Origin of the sequence: Sagittula sp. MA-2, assembly GCF_030126985.1 — a bacterium.
Lineage (GTDB): Bacteria > Pseudomonadota > Alphaproteobacteria > Rhodobacterales > Rhodobacteraceae > Sagittula.
The window spans coordinates 85022-108367 of sequence record NZ_CP126151.1 but is presented as its reverse complement, the minus strand read 5'-3'; the positions used below and the strand labels follow the sequence as shown (position 1 = coordinate 108367).

The window sequence follows — 23346 nt, the reverse complement described above, 5'->3', positions numbered from 1 at the left end:
GGTCTCCCCCTCGGGCCCGGCGGGTTAAACCGCCGGGCTAAAAGTCTCTTCGGGCCACTGGAAAAGGCACCCACGCTTGCCTTCCGGTGCTGAGCACCTTGAATGCGCCTAATTGTTCAACGTGCGCACGAGCTAGATCTCGTCTTTGGTTCTGGTCGCGCCGTGACTGCGATACGCGTCGAGCATCAACCGCGTATATTCGGCCGTGCTCTGGGTCACGGTGCCCAAACCGGGCCATGCGAACAACGGATCCGACCAAGTAACTTCCAACTCAATCTCGATTCCAAGCAGTGCGGCCACTTCGATCGCAGCATTCGGCTCCTTGTCCTCGGGCCAGTAGTGATCCTCGAAGGAAACAACCACGTCGAGATCGTCATCAACCCAGATCTCGGCCAGACTCGCTCCCATGCGCTCGCTGGCATTGGTCGCATCCTCGAACAGGGCAGCCCGGATCAAATGGGTCACCTGGTCACTGTTGAGGTCAAGCCTTGGCCGCGGATCTATAATTGACACGATGGGTTCAATCTCGTGCCTTTCGGCGCGGGATTGGACTGGCACTGGTTTTTCATCGGTCGGTTCCAGCCAGAAGGCTTCTGGAAAAATGTTGATTGGTGATGCGCCGCAGCTGGGGCAGTGCCATTGGTTTCCAGCGATCTGTGGGCCGGTGATCTCTGAGTTGCAGTGAAGGCAGTACCAGAGGTTCGATACCTCCATCTCCAAGAACGGGTGCCGCACATTTCCTTCCGCATCCGGCTTTGTGGCGCGCCGTGGCCAATCGGCAAATCGCCGCGCCTTGACGCTCTGCATCATTTCCCTCGCAATCCCGATGGCTTCTTCACGTAGCACGCGATCGTTCATCGGGCTGGTCTGGGCATGCTCGATGTCGATCTCGACACGAGGGGCGGCCAAAGGGTTTTCTGGCAGCACGATCTGCCAACCCTCACCATCCATGCGGACGTCACCAAGCATTGTTTTCAGTTCGTATGGATGCCCCCGTACTTCTCCTCGAGTGACAGCATCGGGGCTTCCGAAGATATGGTCGAAGGTCGCACCCTCGTAGGAAGTGATCCGTTCCACGAAGGCCTTGATCGTGGCAACTTGTGCTTCGGAGGGAACCCACTCTCCTTTGGCGCTGCCTGTCAACGCATTCCAATGAGCAAAGCCCATTCGACTGGCAACAAAGTCGAGCGCTACGTGCTGTGGTTGACCCGTCGCCCTAGCGTAACGCTTCGCCAGTAGTTTCAAAGTCTTAAGCTTAGTGTTCTCTGTCATGATCCATGTCCAAGCCGGATCTGACTAGGTGCCCGCTGCTAATCAGACCCGCCGATGGCATGAGGTCTGCTGTTCGAAATTACGATCGCTGCAAAGCTTCGCGTGGCGGGCACACCGGCCTGCGAGAAAGGCCTTGTTTAACCTCTGCCATTTTTGAACGCAGGTCAACACCAGCGAGTTGCGGGCGTGCGGCGCCTCCGACTTAGCGCCGTTTGCCCGAGAGAGTTTGAGGTTGGCCGGTTTCCCGGTGACAGGTTGAGGGCTGGGAGAGTGGCTCCCGGCACCTGTCGCGGAGGAATGCCGATGGGCGTTGTGGAAGTTCTGGATGCGGTACAGCCGACGCGGGCTGGTGGCTGGAAAGTGGATGTGAGCCGGGGTGACCGGAATGGGCGGGTGTCGTCCGAATGGTTCAACAGGCCGGATGACGAGCGGTACCTGTCGTTGGACGATCTCTGGGCCAATGTGAAGGGTCGCTCTGAGCGCAGCCGCAGCCGGGTGGTGCAAACCGCCGATATCCGTGTCGAGGCAGCGCGCGACAGTGCAGAGCGGCTGCACCTGGTCTTGCCGAAAGCGCAAGAGCCTGTCGCGCCCACGCACTGGGCCTTCGGCCAGCTTGCGAGCATTGTCGGCGCGCCGGCCTCCTACCTGCGGCAGTTGCCCGCGCCACTGGCGGGGATCAACCTGCAATACGGCCTGACCAACCACCGCGCCGAGCAGGTGAAGACCTTCGAGACGGAGGATGGCCGGACCGAACTGCGCGCCGTGACCGGCCCCGACTACGGTCGCATCCATGACTTCGAGCTTGTGGAGGCGGTGCAGCGCATCGCGGGCAATGGCACGGGCGATACGCGCTGGAAGGTGCCGGGTGTGCTCGACTGGTCGACCGGGGTCTACAACCCCGATGTCGAAATCAGTCGCGACACGACCACGCTCTACGCCTCGGACCGCGATGTCTTCTTGTTCCTGGTCGACGATCGCAACCCGATCGAGGCGGGCAAGCTGGCGGACGGCTCTCCCGACCTCTACTTCCGGGGCTTCTATTGCTGGAATTCCGAGGTCGGTGCCAAGACACTCGGCATGGCGAGCTTTTACCTGCGGGCGGTGTGCCAGAACCGCAACCTCTGGGGCGTCGAGGATTTCCAGGAGATCAAGATCCGCCACTCGAAATACGCCGCCTCGCGCTTCGCCCATGAGGCGGCTCCGGCGCTGACGCGGTTTGCCAATTCCTCGCCGCAGGGCTTCGTGAACGGCATCAAAGCGGCGCGGCAGCAGGTCGTGGCGCGCAGCGACGAGGATCGTGCGGATTTCCTGAGGAAGCGCGGCTTCTCGAAGGCAGAGTCGGGCAAGATCATCGAGAAGGTGCTGATGGAAGAGGGCCGCCCGCCCGAAAGCATCTTCGACTTCGTGCAGGGCATCACGCGGCTTGCGCGCGACAAGACCCAGCAGGATGCGCGGCTCGACATGGAAGGGCGCGCCAAGAAGCTCCTCGACCGCGTTGGTTGAGGTGGCGACCGGAGGCGATATCGCCTCCGGTCTCGTTCCTGTTTCATCGATCTGCTACTGTGCCCGACACGTTTAGGTGTTGGAAGTACGCGCATGGAAGAAATTGATTGGTCAGATCGTGCATTTTATGATGACGGTGAATGGGTTACCTGGTCGGAAATCGACGAGCAGCTTCGCTACAAGGAGTGGGGCGCTAAATACCCGAACGCGATCAGGTCTATGATCCCATATTTTGAGGATCTCCTGTCCCTCGCGGAAAGCTATCACCTCGAGACCGGCCTTCACCTCTCTGTCTACGGCGATATCGGTGAGCTGTTCGGTGCTATCACGTACGGTATCAAGCTGAACAAGACCTATGCCCAGGGTGCTGACGGAAGACTTGGCAATGATCATGTCGAGGTCAAGACCATTACGCCATTCAAGACAAAGGATGTGGTTGTGGTCGATACAAATGGGCATTTCAACAAGCTCTTGGTTGTAAAGATCAACGAGGATTTTCAGGTCTCGGGTCGCATGATCGACCGAAAAGATCTTCCAAAGCGCGAAGGGCGCTACTTGCGGGTTCGATGGGGCGATTTACCAACGCCGAAATGATCGGCCCGATCAGCGACAGAGAGTCCGAGGGGGCGGTTTGGTCTTTGACGGTTTGAAGCGGGGAGAGAGGCTTTCCGCACCGTCGGAGATATGCCCATGTTCGACCTTCCTCTCCAAACTCAGCCGGAAACACAGAAGACGGGTTTGCCGCCGAGCTTCCTGACCGTTCTTGCAGATCAAGACTTGCCGTTCGCACTCACGACGGCTTGCCATGCGCCCGCAGCTCTCATGTCCGGGCAGGCACACCCCAAGGTACTGGAGCGGTTTGCCACACTGGCCGAAGCCATGCAGGGGGCAATCGTTCATGCCGAAAATGTCACCCCTGAAGACGCGCCGCGCATCCTGGCGATCCTCGATCGAGAGGGCCTCCTCGTTCTGGCCGGAGCTACCTGTGATGGCGGGGTCGCATGGTGCCACCCGGTCTCGGATGCCGCCGAAGCCCGCGCCGTCGTGTCCGAGGCCAGCCAGACCCGCGCGCAGGCCATGAGGGCGGCCGAGTGGCATGAACATGGCCTCGCGCGACGGCTGCGGCATCACGCCGACCTTCTCGATGCCCGTCTTGTCGATCCGCTCTGGCGTGTCTTCGCGTCTCGCGCCCTGCAGATCGCGGCGTGACGCCCGAGAGTCAGAGAAGGGCAGGGGAGGATGTGAGCCTGCGAGGACGAGAGAGAGCCTCGGGGTTCAGATCCCTTTCCTCATTCCGGAGTTTCCAATGTCCAAGATCGAACCCACCCTGGCCGGGCCGATGGCGCCGTCCAGGATTGATTTCGCTGCCGTGCTGGCTCGGCAGTCCGAGCGTGACGCGCGGATCGCAGCCTTGCGTCCGGCCAACAAGGAGCGCCTCTTCGATGGCCTGACTGCCGCGGGCATCACCCATGTGACCGTGAGTTTCGACGGCTATGGCGATAGCGGCCAGGTTGAAAGCATCGAAGCCTACGCTGGCGATACCGAGGTTGCCTTCCCCAAGACCGAGATCGCCTATGCCGCATTGACCTGGGACGACCCGGAGGTCGAGATGCGGGCGCTTTCGCTCGAAGATGTCGTCGAGCAACTGGCCTACGACTTCCTCTCCGTCACCCATGGCGGCTGGGAGAACAACGACGGGGCTTACGGCGAATTCTGCTTCGACGCGAGCGCTCGCACCATCCACCTTGAGTTCAACGAGCGCTTCACCTCGTCCGAACTCTACACGCACGATTTCTGAGGGGGCGGCGATGGCACATCCCTACCACCACGCCCTGTCCTCGGTGAAGAAATGGGGCGGCACGGTCGACGACTACCTCGCCGTGCATTCCTGGTTCGACCAGAGCAAGGAGATCACAGCCGATTTTCGGCACCGGGCGCTGCGCCACCATGCCGAGGGCATCTTCATGGCCGAGATCATCTTTGGTCAGATCCTCACGCTCTCGACCGGGCGCGTCATCCCCACCCGGTGGGTCGGCGAGCAGCATGTTAAGGAGGACCTTGGCTTCATCCCGAGCTTCGCCGATTGGGTGAAGGCCATTCGGCCCGAGCCTTGGATGGGTCGGACCGAACGGATCGAGGCACAGGTCGATCCGCATCTCGACTCGCCCGTGGTCGAGGTCACGTGACATGACCGATCCCACTTATCTAAGTCTTGGCTTGCCACCGACCGCTTCGCCACTGGCAGTGGTTCGCGCGGCGGTCCGGGCGCTGCACCCCGACACACGCGCTGTTTGCGGCCTCCGGACGGCGCGCAAGCGCTTCTACCGGCAAATGCTCTGCGCTCATGCCGCACGACAGGCGACAGACGACACGTCGATCGGCTGATCGCTCCCGGCCGACCCTTCCAATCCAGTACTCGGCCTTCTGGCCGGGTCTTCCCCATTCAGGAGGTCCCCATGGCGGATTACTTCACCCATTTCTCATGCCTGCTCGACGTCGGCACTCCCGAAAAGGCGGCCCGAGCACTCGCGCTGTTTCACGATCTGCGCGCTGCGGATCAGGACGCCGACGACCCGGATATCGCTGGCTTCGATCTCGTGCACCAGGATGCCCCCGAGGGCAGCAGCCTCTGGATCCATGATGACGAACACGGCGATGTCGAAGCCGTCATCCGCTTCGTCTTGCGTCTTGCTGAAGAGCTCGACCTCACCGGCCTTTGGGGGTTCCAGTATTCTCTGACCTGCTCTCGGCCACGACTCGACGCCTTTGGTGGCGGCGCGCATGCCATCGATCTCAGCGCGCGCAAATCCATCGGCTGGTCCAGCACGCAAGAATGGTTGGTCGCGGCGCTGAACGGGGAGGACGTCGATGCCTGAGATCATCTGCACCACCGTCTACCAGTTCCCCGAGCTCTCGGATGACGCCAAGGAGAAGGCCCGCAACTGGTATCGCGACCTTGGACCCCACGACGAGTGGTGGGACGCGGTCTATGAGGATTTCGAGCGGGTCTGTGCGCTCCTCGGCATCCGCTTGAAGACGACCCCCGTCCGTCTGATGGGCGGCGGGACGTGGGCCAAGCCCTGCATCTGGTTTTCCGGCTTCTGGAGCCAGGGCGACGGGGCCTGTTTCGAAGGCTACTGGTCCCACGCCAAGGGCGCTGCCGCGCGCATCCGGGACTATGCCCCGACGGATGTGACGTTGCATGGAATTGCAGACCGGCTGCAGGCCATTCAGCGGCGGAATTTCTACCAGCTCGCCGCGGAGGCCAGCCAACGTGGCCGCTATTACCATGAGTATACCATGTCGATCGACGTCACGCGGGGCAGCGCGACCTGGCAGCCGCCGACTGAGGACGCGGAAGAAGTCGTGACCGAGGCGCTGCGTGATCTGGCCCGCTGGCTCTACCGCCAACTTGAAGTCGAATACGACCATCTCACCTCGGACGAGGCCATCGAGGAGGGGATCATCGTCAACGAGTATACGTTCACAGAAGGAGGGCGGCGGTTTGGGTGAGCTGATCTCGTTCCACGCAGACAAGCGGGGGCTAGTCTGTTGTCAGATTTCGGCAATGCTCACGGCTTCTGCCGCACGACCGTCATGACCCGGGAATATTGTTTGATCCAGATGGCTTTATCTGGGCTCAACCATTTAATCAGTTCCATAATCTGACTATACTCAGCGGTGATATTTCGATGGAGAATTGGTTCATGATGAAATACGCGGTTGCGAAATTCACGGACATCGTCACAGCGCTTGTATAGTTGTGCATAGGAAACAGGCCCCGGCAGGTGAGGGAATTCTCCATGCAGATTTGCCCAGAAGACGGGTTCGTGCCTTGGCAGCAGCATTTTCACCCAGAATCCAAAATTGAGCTCTGCGGTCATTCGCCCTGAGGTAACCGCGCCCGTTGTGACGAGCTTGTCGCGTGCTGTTTTTACTATGCGCTTGCCGCCGCTCTTGATCTGCAAGAGAAAGGCAGGGTCATCCCACCATTGCGGACCATAGAGCGCGATGAGGCGAGCGACGATTATGTTCCTTAGACTGACCTCGGCTGCGCTCAGTACAGGGAAGAAAGCCTCACTGAGCTGAATGTTCCAGCCATAGAGGGCCAGAGCGCGATCTGGATTGTGACCAGCAGCAACGAGGTACTTCGTGAGGCGTTCTTGAGAAATTATATTTGTTACCAAATACTTAATGCTCCGATCGACTGTTCGCGTACCGTCAGACTGCGCTTGACAGTCGTGCGAAGATACCCATATATGAGAGCAATCGAAGGCAAAGTCAGGCCTTCAAACCCTTAGAAGCCCGCGACAGCCGTTACAGGTCCTCGCGGGTTTTCGCTTTTTATACATCTACTTACGGAAATCCAAGAAGATTTGGCGAGGCAAACTCTCAGCCCAATATGGTGCGGTGGCGCTTGGTCATCCCACTATTCTGCTTCTAGTCGACCTTCACCAGGAATGGCTCTTCCAAGCTCAGAGTTATGACGTGTGAAGATACCGCAGGCCTGTGACCCCGTTCGTCGGGGGGCGAGCGCCCCGTTTCTGTCACGTGTTCCCGTCGATCCACTTCGACAAGAGCCCCTTGTCGCGGAAGCATTCGTCCGGAACGGCGCGCCTTTTGATCCGGGCGAGTTTTTCAGCGAAGGCCACCTGCTTGGACGTGAGCAGCCGGTCCATGTCCGATACCGGTTTCAGCTGGGCCTGCGCCTCGATCCAAGCGCTCAAAGATCGCCGGTCTTGCTGAACCTCCCAGGGCAGGAGCGTCCGGTTGCGCAGGGCGAGCGACCGCGCATAGGCAATCTGCTTGGGCGTTACGGGCAGGGCGTGCTTGGTGCTTTCCATGGTGGAACCCCCTTTTTAGCTTGGTTCCAAAATAGAACATAACAAGAACAAAATCAAGCCAAGCGTCGGGAACACCTTGGTGCGAGAGGGAGAGACGAGCCGGGAAAGATCAGGTCCGAGGCTGCCCGAGAGAGGGTGTCCGGGCCTGATCCTGTCCTTCATTCCGGAGTTTCCCGATGACCCATCTTGCCCCTGTTGCGCAGGCGTCCCTGCCTGCGCCCTTTGTCCCGTTGGCAGCAAATCCTGCCCCTGCGATCGTTGCTGTTGCCGAAGCGCTGCAGCCCGATCTGGCGCAAGGGCTTCAGATCGACGCGCTGCGCCTGCGCCGCGAGATGGAACATGCCTTTGGCGGCTCCGATGCCGATGGTGCCTGGAACTGGACGCTCGCCTATGAGGCGGGCGAGGTGGCGCTCGTCCTCTTTCTGCGGAAGTTCGGCCGCGCGCTGCTGGCCCGGGCCGGTTCGCCCGCGGCGCTGCTCCCCATCCTCGCCAAGGTGGCGGGCCTGTTGCCTACGCACACCCGGCGCTCCGAGGAGATGGAGCGCTTTCAGCAATTCTCGACGCCATTGCCCATGGGACTCGCGGCGATGGCTGCCGCATGGATCGACGTGAGCGATCTCGTCCTCGAGCCCTCAGCGGGGACCGGGCTTCTGGCGATCCTCGCCGAGATCGCGGGCGGCACTCTGGCTCTGAACGAGCTGGCCGATACCCGAGCCGACCTTCTGCGCCTCCTCTTTCCGGGGCGTCCCGTGTCCACGTTCGACGCCGCACAGATCGACGATCATCTCGACGCGAGGATCCGCCCAAGCGTCATCCTGATGAACCCGCCCTTCTCGGCCGTGGCCAATGTCGATGGTCGCTCGACCGAGGCGACGGTCCGGCATCTTCGCTCGGCCCTTGCCCGGCTGGCCCCCGGCGGACGGCTCGTGGCCATCACAGGGGCCGGTTTCGCGCCGGATGCGCTGGCCTGGGCCGAGACCTTCGGCCGTCTGACCGAGACGGCCCATCTCGTCTTCACCGGCGCGGTGTCGGGCGCAGCTTTCGCCAAGCACGGCACCAGCTTCGAGACGCGGATTTCTGTCTTCGATAAATGCCGCGGCGGTGAGCCGGGCGGCATCACCGCTGACCTGCACCAGCCCACGTCCCCGGACGTGGCGCATCTGATGTCCAGGGTCACTGCAGAGGTTCCGCCGCGCCTCGAGATGGAACGGGCCGCAAATGCGGGTCTGGGCCACTCTCCCCTCTTCCCGGGAAATCCTGCCCCCACAACATGCAAGCCCGTCAATCGATCGCGCGCGACCTCTGCGGCTCAACCGGCGAAATCAGACACACCGATCGAGGCCGAGGAACTAAACTACGCAACTCGCGACGCCGCCGGGGACGCAGATGCCGCACGACTGTCCGACGCGATCTACGAGACCTTCCGCCTGCAGGCGATCGAGATCCCCGGCGCGGCCCAACACCCGACCAAGCTTGTGCAATCGGCGGCCATGGCCTCTGTCGCACCTCCGAAACCCTCCTATCGCCCCAAGCTGCCTGCCGCCGTCCTGCGCGACGGCCTGCTGTCCGACGCGCAGCTCGAGACCGTCATCTACGCGGGCGAGGCGCATGGCGCGCATCTCGCCGGATCGTGGGCCGTGGATGAAACCGGCGACATGGTCTCGGCCGCACCTGAGGATGCCATTGACGCCGTCCGTTTTCGGCGAGGCTTTTTCCTCGGCGATGGCACCGGCGCGGGCAAGGGCCGCCAGTCCGCCGGGATCCTGCTCGACAACTGGGCCCGAGGAAGACGCAAGGCGCTGTGGATCTCGAAGAGCGACAAGCTGCTAGAAGATGCGCAGCGCGACTGGTCCGCGCTCGGGCAGGAGCGCCTGCTGGTGACGCCGTTGTCGCGTTTCGCGCAAGGCCGCGACATCCCGCTGACCGAGGGAATCCTCTTCACCACCTATGCGACGCTGCGCTCGGAAGAACGGGGTGCCAAGAAATCCCGCGTCGACCAGATCGTCGACTGGCTCGGGGCGGATTTCGACGGGGTGATCCTCTTCGACGAAAGCCATGCCATGGCGAATGCGGCCGGCGGCAAAGGCGAGCGGGGCGATACCATGGCCTCGCAGCAGGGCAGGGCGGGTCTGCGCCTGCAGCACAAACTTCCGAATGCCCGCGTAGTCTATGTCTCGGCCACGGGCGCGACGACGGTCCACAACCTTGCCTATGCTCAGCGTCTCGGGCTCTGGGGCGGGGAGGATTTCCCCTTTCAGACCCGGTCGGAATTCGTCGAAGCCATCGAGGCTGGCGGTGTCGCGGCGATGGAGGTTCTGGCCCGCGACCTTCGGGCGCTCGGCCTCTACACGGCGCGGTCGCTGTCCTATGATGGTGTCGAATACGAGATGCTGGAACACGCGCTCAGCCTCGAGCAGCGCGGCATTTACGATGCCTATGCCGGGGCCTTCCGGACCTTATGCGCAGCTGCGCATAATGTCCGTAATCGCGAGGACGCGATAATGCGAAGGAATGCGGCACCATCGCTATCATTCAGGGAGTTCAGGGCTACGTCCTTCACATTATTTCTCCGTGGTTCGGGGTCAGAGGGTGTCGAGCCAGTCGAGCAGGTCCGCGTCACGTTTCCATCGCGCGGGTCGATTTCCTGCTGCTGGAACGCCAACCTGTTCGAGCGCCTTTCGCTTGGTTTCGAGGTTGGCCTGGGCATAGTGGTTGGTGGTGTCCAAGCTGACATGCCCCAGCCAGCTTCGGATGACGGTGATGTCGACGCCCGCCGCGACGAGGTGGACGGCCGTCGCGTGCCGGAAACTGTGCGGCGTCACATGCTTCGAGCGAAGCGTGGGTGTCGCATTCGCCGCCGCTGCGACGTAACTCGCCAGCTTGTACCGCACGCCCGATGCCCCCAGGGGTTCGCCGTAACGATTGACGAAGATGCGCTCATCCGGTGCGCGCGGCTGCCGCTCCAGCAGCTTTTTCAGCAACGCCACCGTTTCCGGCCAAAGCGGGCAGATGCGTTCTTTTCGACCTTTTCCGTAAAGACGCACGCAATACGGTGCTTCGAACCGGATCGCCTTGGGACAGAGATCGAGCGCCTCCTGGATACGCGCACCGCTATTATAGAGCAGTGACAGCAGCACATGGTCTCGCATCCCTTCGATGGTCGACCGGTCGGGTTGCGCGAGAATGGCCTCGACCTCCGCTGGCTCAAGATAGCAGGGTGCGGCGGTGGGTTTGCGCTTGAGCGGGATCGCGAGGACCTCTGCACATTGGGCGACATATTCGGGATCCTTGTCCGCCACGAAGCTGAAGAAGCTGCGGATGGCGGCAAGCCGGCAGTTGCGCGTGCCGATCGTGCCCTTGCGACCATGTTCAGCATGATTGAGGAACGCGCGGACCTCGCCGGCGGAGACGTCGGCCAGGGTGATCCTTGCGACACCACGGTCGTTTCGCTCCGCGACGAACCGAAGCAACAGCCGCCAGGTGTCCCGATAGGACTTGATGGTGTGGATCGAGGCGCTGCGCTGTTCCGCCAGCCATTCCTGGAAGAAGGCCCGCAATAGTTCGGGGAAGGGATTTGCGGCTTTCATCACAGCGCCTCCCCGTTGAGGCAGGGGGCACCGACGACGCGGAACCGCTCGCTGGCTTCCTGCAGCAGATCCTGCGTGACGGTGATGTAGACCAGCGTCGAGTTGATGTCCCGGTGACCCAGATAGGTCGAGAGGAAGTGCAGCCGGTCCTGCGGGTTGATGCCGGCTTGGTACCATTGGAGGATCCGGTTTACGACCATCGAGTGCCGCAGGTCATGCACACGCGGCCCTGTCCGTCCGGAAAGCGGTTTGAACCCGCCGCGGCGCATGACGTTGGTGATCATCGTTGTGACCACCACCGGGGCGTAACGATCCTTGAAGTGATCCTGCCAGAACAGCCCCGACTGCGGGTCCTGTGGGGCACCAGCGCGCCGCCGCGCATCGAGATAGGCGCGCAGTTCAACCATGACGCTGCCCGATAACGGCAAGATCCTGGTCTTGTAGAACTTCGTTTCCCGGATCGTGATCGTGCCGGATCGAAGGTCGGCGTCGCCCAGATCGAGCCACGCAATCTCACTACGTCGCAGCCCGGCGCAATAGGCCAGCAAGATCATCGTGTAGAGGGTTAGCGGCCGCAGCGGGGCATGCGGCGACGGATAGCATCGGGCAACTTCGAGCATGAGCCGGATGTCAGCCGGGCTGAAGATATGCGGACGCCGGTGCTCCCGCGCCACCTCCCGCTCCGGTCGCGGGTTGAAGCGTTTCGGCGGGATGTTCGGATCGAGCCGTTGCCGCGCCTTGGTCAGGATGCGCCCCAGCTTCTGGCATTCTGCCGCGTGATTGCGGGTCGGCTTTGCTGCCGCCCAATGCGTCAACATCGTCTCAAGCGGCTCTCCGGCCAGTTCCGGATGAGCCTGCAGGAACCGGTCGAACCGCAGCAACCAATGAGCTTGCGTTTCGTACTGGTAGCCCCGGTTTCGCATCAGCGCGACATGGTCACGCATGAAGTCGCCCAGAACGCTGCCGTAGGGCGCAGGCCGATACAGTCCCGCGAGGGCCTCGTCGGGATTGGACGATGCAAGGGCACGCCAGATCGGCTTGTTCTGCTTGATGTTGTGCTGCCTGCGAAGCTCGGCAACGGGATTGCTGGCGATCAACTCGTTCTGGACCAGATAGTCGAGGAAACGGTCAACGATGCAGACCTGGTTCAATAGCGTCGACAATTTCCAGCGCGGTGCCATTTCGCCCAACCAGTCTTCGATCATCTGGCGATCCACTGCAGGGTGCCGGAGCGCAACATCTTCGAAGCTGCGAAGGAACCAGCGATACGTGGGTCTGCTTCCCGGCCGGAACTGCGACTTCTCCAGAAAGGCGTCGATGATGGTGCGATCGGGATCGTGCCAGGCGCTCATGACAGCACCTCCGATCCGGGCACGTCGAGCGCTACCGCCCGCAAATCTTCGGTGGCAAGTTTGAGATAGGTGTTGGTGGACTCGGTTGATCGGTGCCCGAGCACGTCGCCGATGATCTTTTGCGGAACCGACGCCCGCAGCAGTTCAACCGCACGCGCGTGGCGGAAGATATGCGGTCCACGTTTTCCCACCGGGGTGACGCCCGCTGCCGCCAGACGTCTTTTGACCATGCCGTGCAAGTTCGTCATCCGGGTATAGGGTGCAAGAGAGCGGATGAAGATTTCCCGGCATTCGACCTGCGGGCGCCCGGCACGCAGATAGTCAAGCAGCGCATCGCCGACCGGCGTCAGAAGCGGCATGGTGGAACAGGCATTGGTTTTGGTGTGCCGGATCCGCAGCGAATCCGCGCGCCAGTCGATGTCGTCGAGCCGGAGATTGCAGATCTCGCCTTGCCGCAACCCGTAGGTGGCAAGCATCAGCAAAATGGCATGGTCGCGCAGGCCCCTCGGCGACCTGTCTCTGCCGGTGGCCTCCAGAACCAGATCGATCTGGCTGCGGCTCAGGATCGAGGGAACATCCTCGTAGGCATAGAGCATGGGGCCGATGACCTGTGGGCTCAGATCGGTCGGAACCCGCCCCGACTGATGGAGATAGCGTAGCAGCGAACGGAGCCATGCGGCAGAACCCGAGAGCGATATCCGGCGCAGACCGATGGCGCGCATGTCCATGTAGTGATCGATATCGCGCACGGCCATTGCCGAGAGATCGTCGGCGCCGCTGCGGCAGAAGTACCAATCCAGAAAGCGCCGCGCCTCCCGTGAGCGCGCGTCGATCGTCGCATCTGACAGACCGCGTTCGTCACGCATCCAGTTCCCGTAATCATGGCAAATGGCGTGCCGGAGCATCGCACCCGATTCGATTTCTGTTTCAGGCGGCCACGTGCCTTGGGCGAGGCGGAGCAACCTGCCGATCGCTGTTTGCGGCAGCCTGTGCCAGCGTGAGCTGGGCGGACGACCGTAGCGATCCTGAAAGCAAAGGACTGCGTGGCGGAAATACTGATCGACCTGCGCTGGCGTCACCATCGTCACCGGCATGCCACGCTCAGCCAGGTAGTCCAGGAACCGGCGGGCGTAGAGCCGATGGTTGGTCACGACCACCGGATTGTAGTTCTGCTCCATGAGCGATTTCGCAAGCTCTTCGATCAGCTCGTCGTGCAATTTCAACATGAATGTCTCCTCAGACGGTTGGAAAGCCGCCGAGGTTTGCAATCAAAATAATGCGCAGCAAAGCCCGCGCTGATATCCAGAAGCCAAGGAAAACAAAAATGAATCCCGGACACCTTCGCATTATCGCGTCCTCGCGATTACGGACGATCCACCACAATCTCGAGGCGGCACTGACCGCGACTGGCGTCAATGACGCCTCGGGGGAGACCAATGCCTCGGCCGCACGGGCTTCGGCCAAGTCCCGGTTTGAAAGCACCAAGCAGCGCTTCTTCAACCATCTCCTGATGGGCATGAAAGCCCCGACCATCATCCGCGCCATCGAGGATGACCTCGCGGCGGGCAACGCCTGCGTCATCCAGGTGGTCTCGACGGGTGAGAGCCTGCTGAAACGCCGGCTTGAGACGATGGACGCAGAAGACGAGCTCGTCGAGGGTGCCTTGACGCCGCGCGACTATGTTTTATCCCAAGCTTGGGATAAGACATAATATGCCGCGTCAGCGTTATGCTGAGTTCTGGGTTTCAAGCTGTTGTTCTGGCGTTTCATTTTCGGGTTCCCGCTTTGGATAATAATGATGCCTCTGCTCTCAACTGCAGAAGGACATCCCCATGAACTCCCCCTCGAACTCTCCGGTCGGCGGCCGCGCCGAAGCCGACGACCTGCTTACGCCTGCCGCTTTCGCGCTTTATGCTGGACGGGGCGGAAAGGTCTGGGTGGAAATCGCAGGTGGCGGACAGAAGCGACATTGAGGCGGAGTTGGCGCGGGTTCGAGCCCGTCTGGCCGATCTGGATGTCGAACGAACGCAGCTTCAGCGCGACGTTGCAGCGCTAGAGGCTCGTCTCGCTGCAGAGCACGTGCCGGCAGTGAGACAATCCTCATTCGAGAACGCCCCGGTTACGAATGCTTCTCCGTCGCACCAAAAGGTCGAGCTGTTCCGTCGCCTGTTCGCCGGTCGGCCTGACGTGTTTCCGGTGCGATGGGAAAACAGGAGGACCGGTCGCTCAGGATACTCGCCGGCTTGCGGCAACGAATGGGTGAAGGGCATCTGTGGCAAGCCAAAGGTCAAATGCGGCGAGTGTCCTCATCAGAAGTTCATACCGCCGGATGAAGGTGTTATTGCAAGGCACCTGCGTGGCGACGACGGTCGGGGCGGGGATTTTGTTGCAGGCGTCTATCCGCTCTTGCCCGGAGATACCTGCTGGTTCCTGGCGGCGGATTTTGACAAGACTTCCTGGTCGGAGGACGCCAATGCGCTGCTCGAAACCTGCCGGGTGAAGGGCGTGCCCGCAGCGTTGGAGCGGTCGAGGTCGGGTAACGGCGGGCATGTCTGGATATTCTTTGCTGAAGCGGTTTCTGCCCGTCTGGCGCGCCAGCTTGGATCCGTCCTGATCACGGAAACGATGGAAAGGCGGCCGGAAATCGGCTTCGCATCCTATGACCGGCTGTTTCCGAACCAGGACATCATGCCGCTTGGCGGGTTTGGCAACCTGATCGCGCTGCCGCTCCAGAACACCGCGCGCAAGGTGGGCAACAGCGTCTTTGTCGACGCGGACATGCGGCCATATGATGATCAGTGGGCCTATTTGTCTTCCTTGCCGCGAATGACCGCCGCAGCGGTGACCAACCTCGTTGAAGCGGCGGAGCTTTTCGGGCGGGTGCTGGGCGTCCGCATGCCGGTTGAGGACGAGCAGGCGGACGAACCTTGGAAAATGCCTCCGTCACGTCGCAGCACGCCGCGTCGACTGGAAGTGCCCATCCCGCAGACCATCAAGGTGACGGTTGCCGATCAAATTTACATCGACCGATCCGACCTTCCATCGGCCATGATTGCCCAACTGGTGCGGTTGGCCGCGTTCCAGAATCCCGAATTCTACCGCGCACAAGCGATGCGGCTGCCTACATTCGGGAAGCCCCGCATTGTGTCCTGCGCCGAGTTGCATCCCCGGCACGTCGCGTTGCCGCGTGGCTGCTTTGATGAGGTGACCGGGTTTTTCTCCGATCACGGAGCAACTGTCGAAGTGGACGATTTGCGTGAGGACGGAGCCCCTTTGCCGGAGATTGTGCGCTTCCGAGGCGAGCTGCGCCGGCAACAGTCGCAGGCATTTGACGCATTGGTCGAACACGATACCGGCGTGCTGGCCGCCACCACCGCCTTCGGCAAGACGGTCGTGGCCTCCGCGCTGATCGCACATCGCGCCCGCAACACGCTGGTTCTGGTGCACCGCCGGGAATTGCTGAATCAATGGGTCGAACGGCTTGGCTCATTTTTGCAGATCGATCCCAAGCTGATCGGCGCCATCGGGGCCGGAAAGCGCAAACCCACCGGTGTGATCGACGTGGCGCTTATCCAGAGTCTGGTTCGCAAGGGTGAAGTTGACGACATCGTTGCCGATTACGGCCATCTTGTCGTTGATGAATGCCATCACTTGTCCGCTGCAAGCTTCGAACTCGTCGCCCGCAGATCGAAAGCGCGCTATGTCACCGGATTGTCGGCAACCGTTGCCCGAAAGGACGGGCATCACCCGATCATCTTCATGCAATGCGGCCCGGTGCGCCATCAGGTGAGCGCAAAATCGCAGGCCGCCGAAAGCGGCCTTCGCCATCGGGCGCGGGAACGTCACACGAGATTCCGGTTGCCGGAGGCGCTCGCCATGGCCGAGCGCCCGTCCATGCCCGCAATTTATGCAGCACTGGCGGCGGATGAGACCCGAAACGACCTGATCTTCGACGACGTTCTGAAATCGCTTGAGGCCAAGCGCTCGCCGATTGTCCTGACCGAGCGAAAGGATCACCTCGACTATCTCCAGCAGCGGTTTTCCAGATTCGCCAGGAATATCGCCGTGCTCCGGGGCGGCATGTCGGCAACGGACCGGAAGGCCGCGCAGACGGCGTTGAGCGTTGCCGATGATGAGGAACGGCTGATCCTCGCGACAGGGCGCTATATCGGCGAGGGCTTCGATGATGCGCGGCTCGACACCCTGTTCCTGACGATGCCGATCGCATGGAAGGGAACGTTGGCGCAATATGTCGGCAGGTTGCACCGGCGGCATGACGACAAGAAAGACGTGTTGGTGGTTGACTATGTCGACAGTTCGGTCCCCGTCCTCGCCAGAATGGCTGCCAAACGAAGGACGGGCTATCGGGCGCTTGGCTATGTGATGGAATAGCGCCCCGCAGAATGCGGGACGCCAATTTTGTCTTGTCGTTCAGGAACGCTGCGCGGCGACGGCCAATATTTGCATCAGCTTGTCCGAAGGCTCACGGAACTTGCCGGGCTTGATCAGCGGTGCGTGATGCGCCTCGAGAAGCGCAAGCTTCTCGGTTGGATCCGCGCGCAGATACATCTCGGTCGTCTGGATGCTGGCATGGCCAAGCCAGAGCGCGACCTTGCGGATATCGCCGGTGGCCTGAAGCGTGTGCATGGCGCAGCTGTGCCGCAGCACATGTGGGGTGACGTGCTTTGCGGCAATCGACGGCGCCGAACGTTCGGCCACCGTCACATGCTGCCTGAGCCGATATGCAAATCCATCCCGCGTCATTTGCCGCCCATCTCGGTTCAGAAACAGTTCCGGGCCTACATTGCCGGGCCGGACGGCCAGCCACGCCCGGATGGCGCCCTGGGTCTCCTTCCAGAGCGGCAGCACACGCTCCCGCCGTCCCTTGCCCAGGATCCGCAGGCTGGAAAACGACCCATCGGGAAAATCGTCCATCCGCACCGCGAGCAGTTCGGACGCCCTCAACCCCGCCGCATAGGCCAGATGCAACATGGCCCGATCCCGCAATCCGCCCCGCGTGTGGCGGTTCGGCGCGGCAAGCAGGGCGCGGACTTCTTCCTTGGTCAGATAATCGATCAGCTTGGCGTCTGTCCGCTTGGTCGGCATGGCGCGGATCATCCTTGCCTGCTCAAGGCAGGCCGGATGGCGATGCTCAATGAAACGAAAAAACGATTTGATCGCTGCCAGTCGCGCGTTGCGGGACCGGATGGAATTGGCGCGTCCCTCTTCGATATGTTCGAGGAACGCCCTGACCATCTGCACATCAATATCTTCGATGAAAAGTTCCGATGGAGTTCGCTTGAGCCGCCCGGCGACAAACCGCAGCAAGAGGGCGAAAGCACGGGCATAGGCCGCGATGGTATGCCGGCTTGCCCCGCATTCATCGGGAAGATGGGTTTGCAGAAAGGCGGAAAGGTCGGGAGCAAGCGGGGTCATGTCGCACCTCCGATCCAGGTCTCCTCGGCGGTCGACGCAATCATCCGCAACAGAACCGGCGTGGCCTCAAGGTACCAGTAGGTGTTGGCAATATCCACATGGCCGAGATAGGTGCTCAAGGCCTTCATGTGCCGCAACACCGCCTGCGGGTTGTTCCCGCAGGCCTCCAGCGATCGCACGGCGAAGGTATGGCGCAGATCGTGCACCCGGGGACCGGGACCCGTTGGGTTGCGATAGCCGAGCTTGCGCACGATCCGCACGAAAACCACGTGGACCCTCGTCGCCGTCGGGGGGCGGCCATGGCCCAGAACGAAAAGCGCATCGCCTACTTTGCGTAGGCTGTTGCGGGCTTCAAGATACCGATCCAGCGCGGCGCGGGTCGAGGCATGGATGGGAACGAGACGGGTTTTGCCGAACTTGCCCTTGCGGATCATGAGGCCGTCTTCCGTCAGATCGCCGCGCTGCAGGGACAATGCCTCCGAAATCCGCAAACCCGTCGAAGCGAGCAGCCCGAACAGGTTATGGTAAGTCAGCGGGCTGATCGGCGACAGGCCGGGCACCAGAAGCGCTTCCTGCATGATCCGATTGATCTGGTCTCGCGTCAGAATATGTGGAGCGGGCCGCCTTCGCCGTGATCGGCCCAGAAGCCCTATCGCCGGTATCTCGTGCTGCGCATCCTCCGCATGCAGGAACACCGCCAGCGCGCGGGCGCGATCAAACCGGGCCTGCGCGGCGTCCGGCGTTGCAGCTCCGCCGGCCCATTCGAGAATCAGTGCTGCTGTCAGATGCGTGATGGATCGTTCCGCGGCAAAATCCGCGAAGGCGCGCAAGGATACCTCCTGCGCGGTGAACTTCTTTCCGAGTGTGCGGCTGAATTGGACGAAGCGATCAACGTGGTGATGTATCATGACTCGTACCCCGGCCATGGTTGAGCCACTTCCGCCAGCATCCCGACATCGACCTTGGCATAGATCGCGGTCGTATCGCGGGAACTGTGGCGCAGCGCGGCACCGATCAGGTCAAGGTCCGCACCACCGCGCAGCCAGGCGGAAGCCAGTGAATGGCGAAAGACATGCGAACCGGTCGGCAAGCCGGTAAAGCCGCCGCGTCTCAGGACGCGGGAAACGATCCCGGCAATCTCGGCGGAGGATCGCAGCGGGGTGAAAGGAGCCTGGACTCGGAGAAAGACCCTGTCCGACGCGACCACCGGACGCGCATTCTCGATATAGGCCAGCAGCGCATCGCCTACATCCTGCGGCAGCGGCATCATCACGCCGCGCCTGCCCTTGCCGTACAATCGCAACCGACTCGCGCGCCAGTCGATATCTGACAAATGCAACTGCCAGATATCCCCCGCGCGCAGGGCCAACCGGGCGAGAAGGAGAAGTATCGCGCGGTCCCGGATCTCGACCGGCGTATTGGTGCGACAGGAGACGATGATCTCTTCGATCTTCGCAGTGGGAATCGTGCGCGGGACTGTAGAAAGCTTGCGCCGAACAGCAGATGGCACCGCATGCAGGAGCGACGGGGCGCATGCGCCCTGGACGATCGTAAAGCGCAGGAAGGCGCGCAACACGGTGACCGTCTTGCGCACAGATGATCGGGAGCGTTCTTCGCCCTGGTCCAGGACGATCGACCGGATGGACGCAGCGCTGTAATCCTTCGGAGTTGCCCCAAGGCGTTCCAGCCAGCGGCCCGCTTCATTCAAATAGCGCCGTACGGTCTTGGGCGTCACCCCACGCTCGCTTCGCAGCCATTCCGAAAAGCCGGTCAGACGTGGATCTTCTGCGGAGACTTTGTCAGGTGCTTCGGGCGAGAGCAGACCTTCGGCGATCAGGTGCCGGACAAGCGCAAGGGCACCTCGTTTGCGGTTCTTATAATGAGACGCCAGAACCTTTTTGCCATGTTTGGTCATTTCCCCGCAGCGGCATTCGTGCCGCGCGAACTGATCGATGGTTCCGTCACCGATTGCGGTCACCGGAACTCGCTGCTGGAAAACCCATTCGGCAAAATGGCTGGCGTGGCTGAGCAGTGTTGTGCACGACACCTTGCTGTAGCCTGCGGTGTCGAGCTTCTCTGCAAAAGCCTCCAGGTGCTGTCCAAGCCGGGCGGTGTCATTGGGGATCACAACCACGCCAGTCTCCTCGAGATATCGAAGAAACCGCCGGGTATAGGTGGCATACATCGGGCTACGCAATTGTTTGGGGCTGTAGCGACCGCAGCGGCAGCGGTGACGAAGAAACCTGTCAAAAACCGACGCGTCGAGGTCACGGACAGAGACTTTCCGTGCATGCGCCCACTTCAGAAAATGGCGGGCTGCGCTCAGCGCGCCCGGGGAAAGCCTTGGATTGTCGGCGTGGTACGCGACGACCAGAGCGAGGTTGTCGACGCCGTCGCGCGCACGGCGCGGAGAGTTTGAGGGAGTGTTCATGGGGGATATCCTTCTGCGATTGAGAGCAGAGGCATCATGATTATCCAAAGCGGAAACCCGAAAATGAATCACCAGAACAACAACTTGAAACCCAGAACTCCGCATAACGGTGACGCGGCATATTATGTTCTCGGCTACCTCGAACAGGCCTTCCCGATCCATGCGCAAAAGCTCGTGGAGATCGACGGCAACATGGTGGCCGAGCCGCTCAGGGACGAGACCGGTGCGCTGGTGGTCTCGCGGGAGGCGCTCGCCCTGCGCGATGCGGCCATGATGGAGTTGATGACGCTCGCTCCGATCCCCTCGGCGCTCGATCAGATCCTCTGGGCCTTTGGCGACGAGGCCGTCGCTGAAGTCACGGGTCGGTCCATCCGGCCCCTCAAGGCCGCGGACGGCCATCTCTTCATCGAGAAGCGCAGCCTCAGCAGTAATTCCTCCGAGACCCAAGCCTTCATGGATGGTGAGAAGAATATCCTGATCTTCTCCGATGCAGGCGGGACGGGCCGGTCCTATCACGCGGCGCAGACGGCGAAGAACCAGAAGCGGCGGCGGCACTACCTGCTGGAGCCCGGCTGGCGCGCCGATGCGGCTATCCAGGGGCTCGGCCGCACGCATCGCTCGGCCCAGGTCAGCGCGCCCTTCTTTCGGGTCTGCACCTCCGATGTGCATGGCGAGAAGCGCTTCACCTCGACGATTGCCAAACGCCTCGACCAGCTGGGGGCCCTGACCAAGGGTCAGCGCGAGACCGGCTCGCAAGGCATGTTCCGCGAGGAGGACAATCTCGAAAGCCCGATCGCGCGAGCCGCACTGCGTGGGTATTTCGCCGATCTTGCCGCCGGGCGGGCCGAGGCGATGAGCTACGAGAGCTTTACCGACTGGACCTCCCTGCGGCTGATCGACAAGGACGGTGTGCTTCTCGAGGAGCTTCCCCCAATCCAGCGGTTTCTCAACCGGGTGCTGGCGCTGCCCATCCACATGCAGAACGCGCTCTTTGCAGAGTTTATGCGCCGGATCGCCGATCAGACGGAACGGGCGCGCGCGGCGGGGACGCTGGATCTCGGCGTGGAAACACTGCGCGGCGAAAGGATCGAGCAGGTTTCCACCGAGGATCTCTGGACCTGCCCGAAATCCGGCGCGGTCACGCGGATCATCGGGCTCGAGGTGACGGACCCGGTCAATGTCCTCGGCGCCGAAGAGGCCATGTCGCGCAATCCCGACAAGCTGCCGATGGTCAATCGCGCTTCGGGACGCGCGGCGCTCATTTCGGCCCGCCCCATGCAGATGTATGACGAGGATATCGTGACGCTGATGCGCAAGGCGGTACGGCCCAACGGGTCGAGCTACCTTGAGGAGATGCGCTTCGAGTCCTCGGCCTGGGAAGAGATCGGCAAGTCTGAGTTCATTCGGCTCTGGGATGAAGAGGCGGCTGCGCTGCCGAAGACCACCACAACTAAGCTCTATCTGCTGACCGGTCTCCTGCTGCCGATCTGGAAGGACATTCCGACCACCAATGAGCGCATCTACCGGGTCACGCCCGACGGGGCGACGGCCATGATCGGGCGGACGCTGAGCGAGGACGGGGCGGCCGCGCTGCGCGCCCGCTTCCTCGTCTCCGACCCGCAAACGCCGCAGGAGATGCTGACCGCAGCCCTCGGAACCACCGCGCCTGTCGATCTGGGCCGCGGCCTGACCCTGACCCGCCGCCGGGTCGCAGGCGAGATGCGCCTCGAGTTGGGCGGTGCGGATCGGGGCATGATTGATGGCCTCAAAGCCCTCGGCTGCTTCACCGAGATCATCGCCTTCCAGCTGCGGGTGTTCCTGCCGCATGAGGAAGGGGTCGATACATTGGGCATTCTGGCACGGATCGTGGGGCAGGGAACCAGCAAGGCGGCAGACCAAGCCGCCTGAAAAGTCAAAGCGGGCTTTGGGTCGGGCGTCGCGGATCGGGGTTTGGCCGGTCTGCGCTTTCCGGGCGCGCGCTGACCAATGCGACGCCTGGCCCCCCAACTCCAGACAAGAGGACAGGCCCATGACCAATCCCCAGATCGATTATGCCGCACTGGCGGCTCAGTGGCGTGCAGAGCGCGAAACCACCCTGAAAGCAACCCGAGCGGAACTGATCGCGCAACTACGTGCGCTTGGCATCAGCGAGGTCACTGCCGAATACGAAGGCTATGGCGACTCCGGCAATGTCGAGGATGTGACGGTGCAGCCTGCGGAGGTCAAACTGACGGAACCGCTTGTCACCGCAGTGGGCGATTTCGCCTGGTCGCTCGCCTATCACCATCATCCTGGGTTCGAGAACAACGAAGGCGGCTATGGCACGCTGACCTGGGACACCGCAGCCGACAGCATCACGCTCGATCATGCGGACCGCTACGTTGAATGCTCGCACAGCTATGTCGAGGGGCTCTGAGATGGCCCATCCGCTTCATCATGCCGAAAGCTCGGCCCGGAAATTCGGCGGGGTGCCGTCTGACTATCAGGCTGTGCACGATTGGTTTGACGCCTCGAAAGAGCACCTCGCGCTCTTCACGCACCGGGCCTTGCGTCATCATGCCCAAGGCCTGTTCGAGGCCGAACGGGTTTTTGGCCTGACCCTGACCAATAGCGCTGGTCGAGAAATCCCCGTGCGCTGGATCGGCGAGCAGCATGTCCGCGAAGACTGCCAAGGCCGCATCCCGAGTATGGCTGACTGGCTGCGACGGATCCAGCCCGAGCCATGGATGGCCAATGGCCATATCGAGCAGCATGTCAGCGGGGAGCCCTGCGGCGACCCAAGGGTTGCCTGGGCCTCCGAGGTCGCCGCCGGAAGAACGGTTCTTGGCCTGAAGGATTGGATGGCGGCGCGCGCGATGCAAGTGGCGCAGAGTGCCTGACAGGACCCGGCTTTTTGCCAATTGAATGCCGCACGGAAGCCC

Annotated in this window: 20 protein-coding genes and 2 pseudogenes; 13 read left to right on the top strand and 9 right to left on the bottom strand. The window is 61.9% G+C overall.

The window, feature by feature from the left end:
• Nucleotides 1-132: 132 nt before the first annotated feature.
• Nucleotides 133-1272: a hypothetical protein gene (locus QNI11_RS26890; RefSeq protein ID WP_283984044.1), complete on the bottom strand. Its 1140-nt coding sequence runs from the start codon at nt 1270-1272 to the stop codon at nt 133-135.
• Between the two features lie 303 nt (nt 1273-1575).
• Between QNI11_RS26890 and QNI11_RS26885 the strand changes: the two genes are divergently transcribed.
• The 7 genes from QNI11_RS26885 (at nt 1576) to QNI11_RS26850 (ending at nt 6288) form a co-directional block, all read left to right on the top strand.
• Nucleotides 1576-2775: a DUF932 domain-containing protein gene (locus QNI11_RS26885; RefSeq protein WP_283984043.1), complete on the top strand. Its 1200-nt coding sequence runs from the start codon at nt 1576-1578 to the stop codon at nt 2773-2775.
• 93 nt (nt 2776-2868) lie between these two features.
• A complete protein-coding gene (locus QNI11_RS26880) occupies nt 2869-3369 on the top strand; it encodes a hypothetical protein (protein ID WP_007803268.1) in 501 nt (166 codons plus the stop codon).
• 96 nt (nt 3370-3465) lie between these two features.
• On the top strand, nt 3466-3984 hold the full coding sequence (locus QNI11_RS26875) for a DNA repair protein RadC (protein ID WP_283984042.1): 519 nt from the start codon (nt 3466-3468) through the stop codon (nt 3982-3984).
• Nucleotides 3985-4081: 97 nt separating this feature from the next.
• Nucleotides 4082-4573: a DUF6878 family protein gene (locus QNI11_RS26870; protein ID WP_283984041.1), complete on the top strand. Its 492-nt coding sequence runs from the start codon at nt 4082-4084 to the stop codon at nt 4571-4573.
• 10 nt (nt 4574-4583) lie between these two features.
• The gene (locus QNI11_RS26865) at nt 4584-4961 is read left to right on the top strand and encodes a hypothetical protein (RefSeq protein WP_283984040.1); all 378 of its coding nucleotides are present in this window, start codon (nt 4584-4586) and stop codon (nt 4959-4961) included.
• Between the two features lie 270 nt (nt 4962-5231).
• Complete coding sequence (locus QNI11_RS26855) at nt 5232-5651, top strand: hypothetical protein (RefSeq protein ID WP_283984038.1); 420 nt, start codon at nt 5232-5234, stop codon at nt 5649-5651.
• Entirely contained in the window at nt 5644-6288 is a 645-nt protein-coding gene (locus QNI11_RS26850; RefSeq protein ID WP_283984037.1) for an antitoxin of toxin-antitoxin stability system, read from the top strand. The genes QNI11_RS26855 and QNI11_RS26850 overlap by 8 nt, the downstream gene beginning before the upstream one ends.
• 59 nt (nt 6289-6347) lie before the next feature.
• Here QNI11_RS26850 and QNI11_RS26845 read toward each other — a convergent pair whose 3' ends face one another.
• Both QNI11_RS26845 and QNI11_RS26840 read right to left on the bottom strand, forming a co-directional pair.
• The gene (locus tag QNI11_RS26845; protein WP_232823174.1) at nt 6348-6962 is read right to left on the bottom strand and encodes a hypothetical protein; all 615 of its coding nucleotides are present in this window, start codon (nt 6960-6962) and stop codon (nt 6348-6350) included.
• Between the two features lie 360 nt (nt 6963-7322).
• Nucleotides 7323-7619, bottom strand: coding sequence for a hypothetical protein (locus tag QNI11_RS26840; protein WP_283984036.1), 297 nt, complete (start codon nt 7617-7619; stop codon nt 7323-7325).
• A 176-nt stretch (nt 7620-7795) separates the two neighbouring features.
• On the opposite strand from QNI11_RS26840, the pseudogene QNI11_RS26835 reads away from it, so the two are divergent.
• Nucleotides 7796-10096 (top strand): annotated as a pseudogene (locus QNI11_RS26835) (strawberry notch-like NTP hydrolase domain-containing protein); the annotation flags it as partial.
• 105 nt (nt 10097-10201) lie between these two features.
• On the opposite strand, the gene QNI11_RS26830 reads toward QNI11_RS26835, so the two are convergent.
• The 3 genes from QNI11_RS26830 to QNI11_RS26820 are packed head-to-tail and all read right to left on the bottom strand — an operon-like array spanning nt 10202 to nt 13784.
• Nucleotides 10202-11206: a tyrosine-type recombinase/integrase gene (locus tag QNI11_RS26830; RefSeq protein WP_088626524.1), complete on the bottom strand. Its 1005-nt coding sequence runs from the start codon at nt 11204-11206 to the stop codon at nt 10202-10204.
• A complete protein-coding gene (locus tag QNI11_RS26825) occupies nt 11206-12558 on the bottom strand; it encodes a tyrosine-type recombinase/integrase (RefSeq protein ID WP_100931402.1) in 1353 nt (450 codons plus the stop codon). The genes QNI11_RS26830 and QNI11_RS26825 overlap by 1 nt, the downstream gene beginning before the upstream one ends.
• On the bottom strand, nt 12555-13784 hold the full coding sequence (locus QNI11_RS26820; protein ID WP_088626526.1) for a site-specific integrase: 1230 nt from the start codon (nt 13782-13784) through the stop codon (nt 12555-12557). Before QNI11_RS26820 ends, QNI11_RS26825 begins: the two co-directional genes overlap by 4 nt.
• Nucleotides 13785-13834: 50 nt before the next feature.
• Between QNI11_RS26820 and QNI11_RS26815 the strand changes: the two genes are divergently transcribed.
• Together QNI11_RS26815 and QNI11_RS26810 are read left to right on the top strand one after the other, a co-directional pair.
• Nucleotides 13835-14269, top strand: coding sequence for a hypothetical protein (locus tag QNI11_RS26815; RefSeq protein WP_283984035.1), 435 nt, complete (start codon nt 13835-13837; stop codon nt 14267-14269).
• Between the two features lie 239 nt (nt 14270-14508).
• The gene (locus QNI11_RS26810) at nt 14509-16950 is read left to right on the top strand and encodes a DEAD/DEAH box helicase family protein (protein ID WP_283984012.1); all 2442 of its coding nucleotides are present in this window, start codon (nt 14509-14511) and stop codon (nt 16948-16950) included.
• Nucleotides 16951-16989: 39 nt separating this feature from the next.
• On the opposite strand, the gene QNI11_RS26805 is transcribed toward QNI11_RS26810, so the two are convergent.
• Genes QNI11_RS26805 through QNI11_RS26795 form a run of 3 tightly spaced genes read right to left on the bottom strand, consistent with a single transcriptional unit; the run spans nt 16990 to nt 20425 of the window.
• Nucleotides 16990-17994 (bottom strand): tyrosine-type recombinase/integrase, encoded by a 1005-nt coding sequence (locus QNI11_RS26805; RefSeq protein WP_283984013.1) that lies wholly within the window; start codon nt 17992-17994, stop codon nt 16990-16992.
• Nucleotides 17991-18902 (bottom strand): tyrosine-type recombinase/integrase, encoded by a 912-nt coding sequence (locus tag QNI11_RS26800; RefSeq protein ID WP_283984014.1) that lies wholly within the window; start codon nt 18900-18902, stop codon nt 17991-17993. The genes QNI11_RS26805 and QNI11_RS26800 overlap by 4 nt, the downstream gene beginning before the upstream one ends.
• Nucleotides 18899-20425 carry a tyrosine-type recombinase/integrase gene (locus QNI11_RS26795; RefSeq protein ID WP_283984015.1) on the bottom strand — a complete coding sequence of 509 codons (1527 nt, stop codon included), beginning with the start codon at nt 20423-20425 and terminating at the stop codon, nt 18899-18901. The genes QNI11_RS26800 and QNI11_RS26795 overlap by 4 nt, the downstream gene beginning before the upstream one ends.
• A gap of 123 nt (nt 20426-20548) precedes the next feature.
• Between QNI11_RS26795 and QNI11_RS26790 the strand changes: the two are divergent.
• The 3 genes and pseudogenes from QNI11_RS26790 to QNI11_RS26780 all read left to right on the top strand — a co-directional run.
• Nucleotides 20549-22333 (top strand): annotated as a pseudogene (locus QNI11_RS26790) (strawberry notch C-terminal domain-containing protein); the annotation flags it as partial.
• A gap of 121 nt (nt 22334-22454) precedes the next feature.
• The gene (locus QNI11_RS26785) at nt 22455-22841 is read left to right on the top strand and encodes a DUF6878 family protein (RefSeq protein ID WP_283984034.1); all 387 of its coding nucleotides are present in this window, start codon (nt 22455-22457) and stop codon (nt 22839-22841) included.
• Between the two features lies 1 nt (nt 22842).
• Nucleotides 22843-23304 carry a hypothetical protein gene (locus QNI11_RS26780; protein WP_283984033.1) on the top strand — a complete coding sequence of 154 codons (462 nt, stop codon included), beginning with the start codon at nt 22843-22845 and terminating at the stop codon, nt 23302-23304.
• Nucleotides 23305-23346 lie beyond the last annotated feature (42 nt).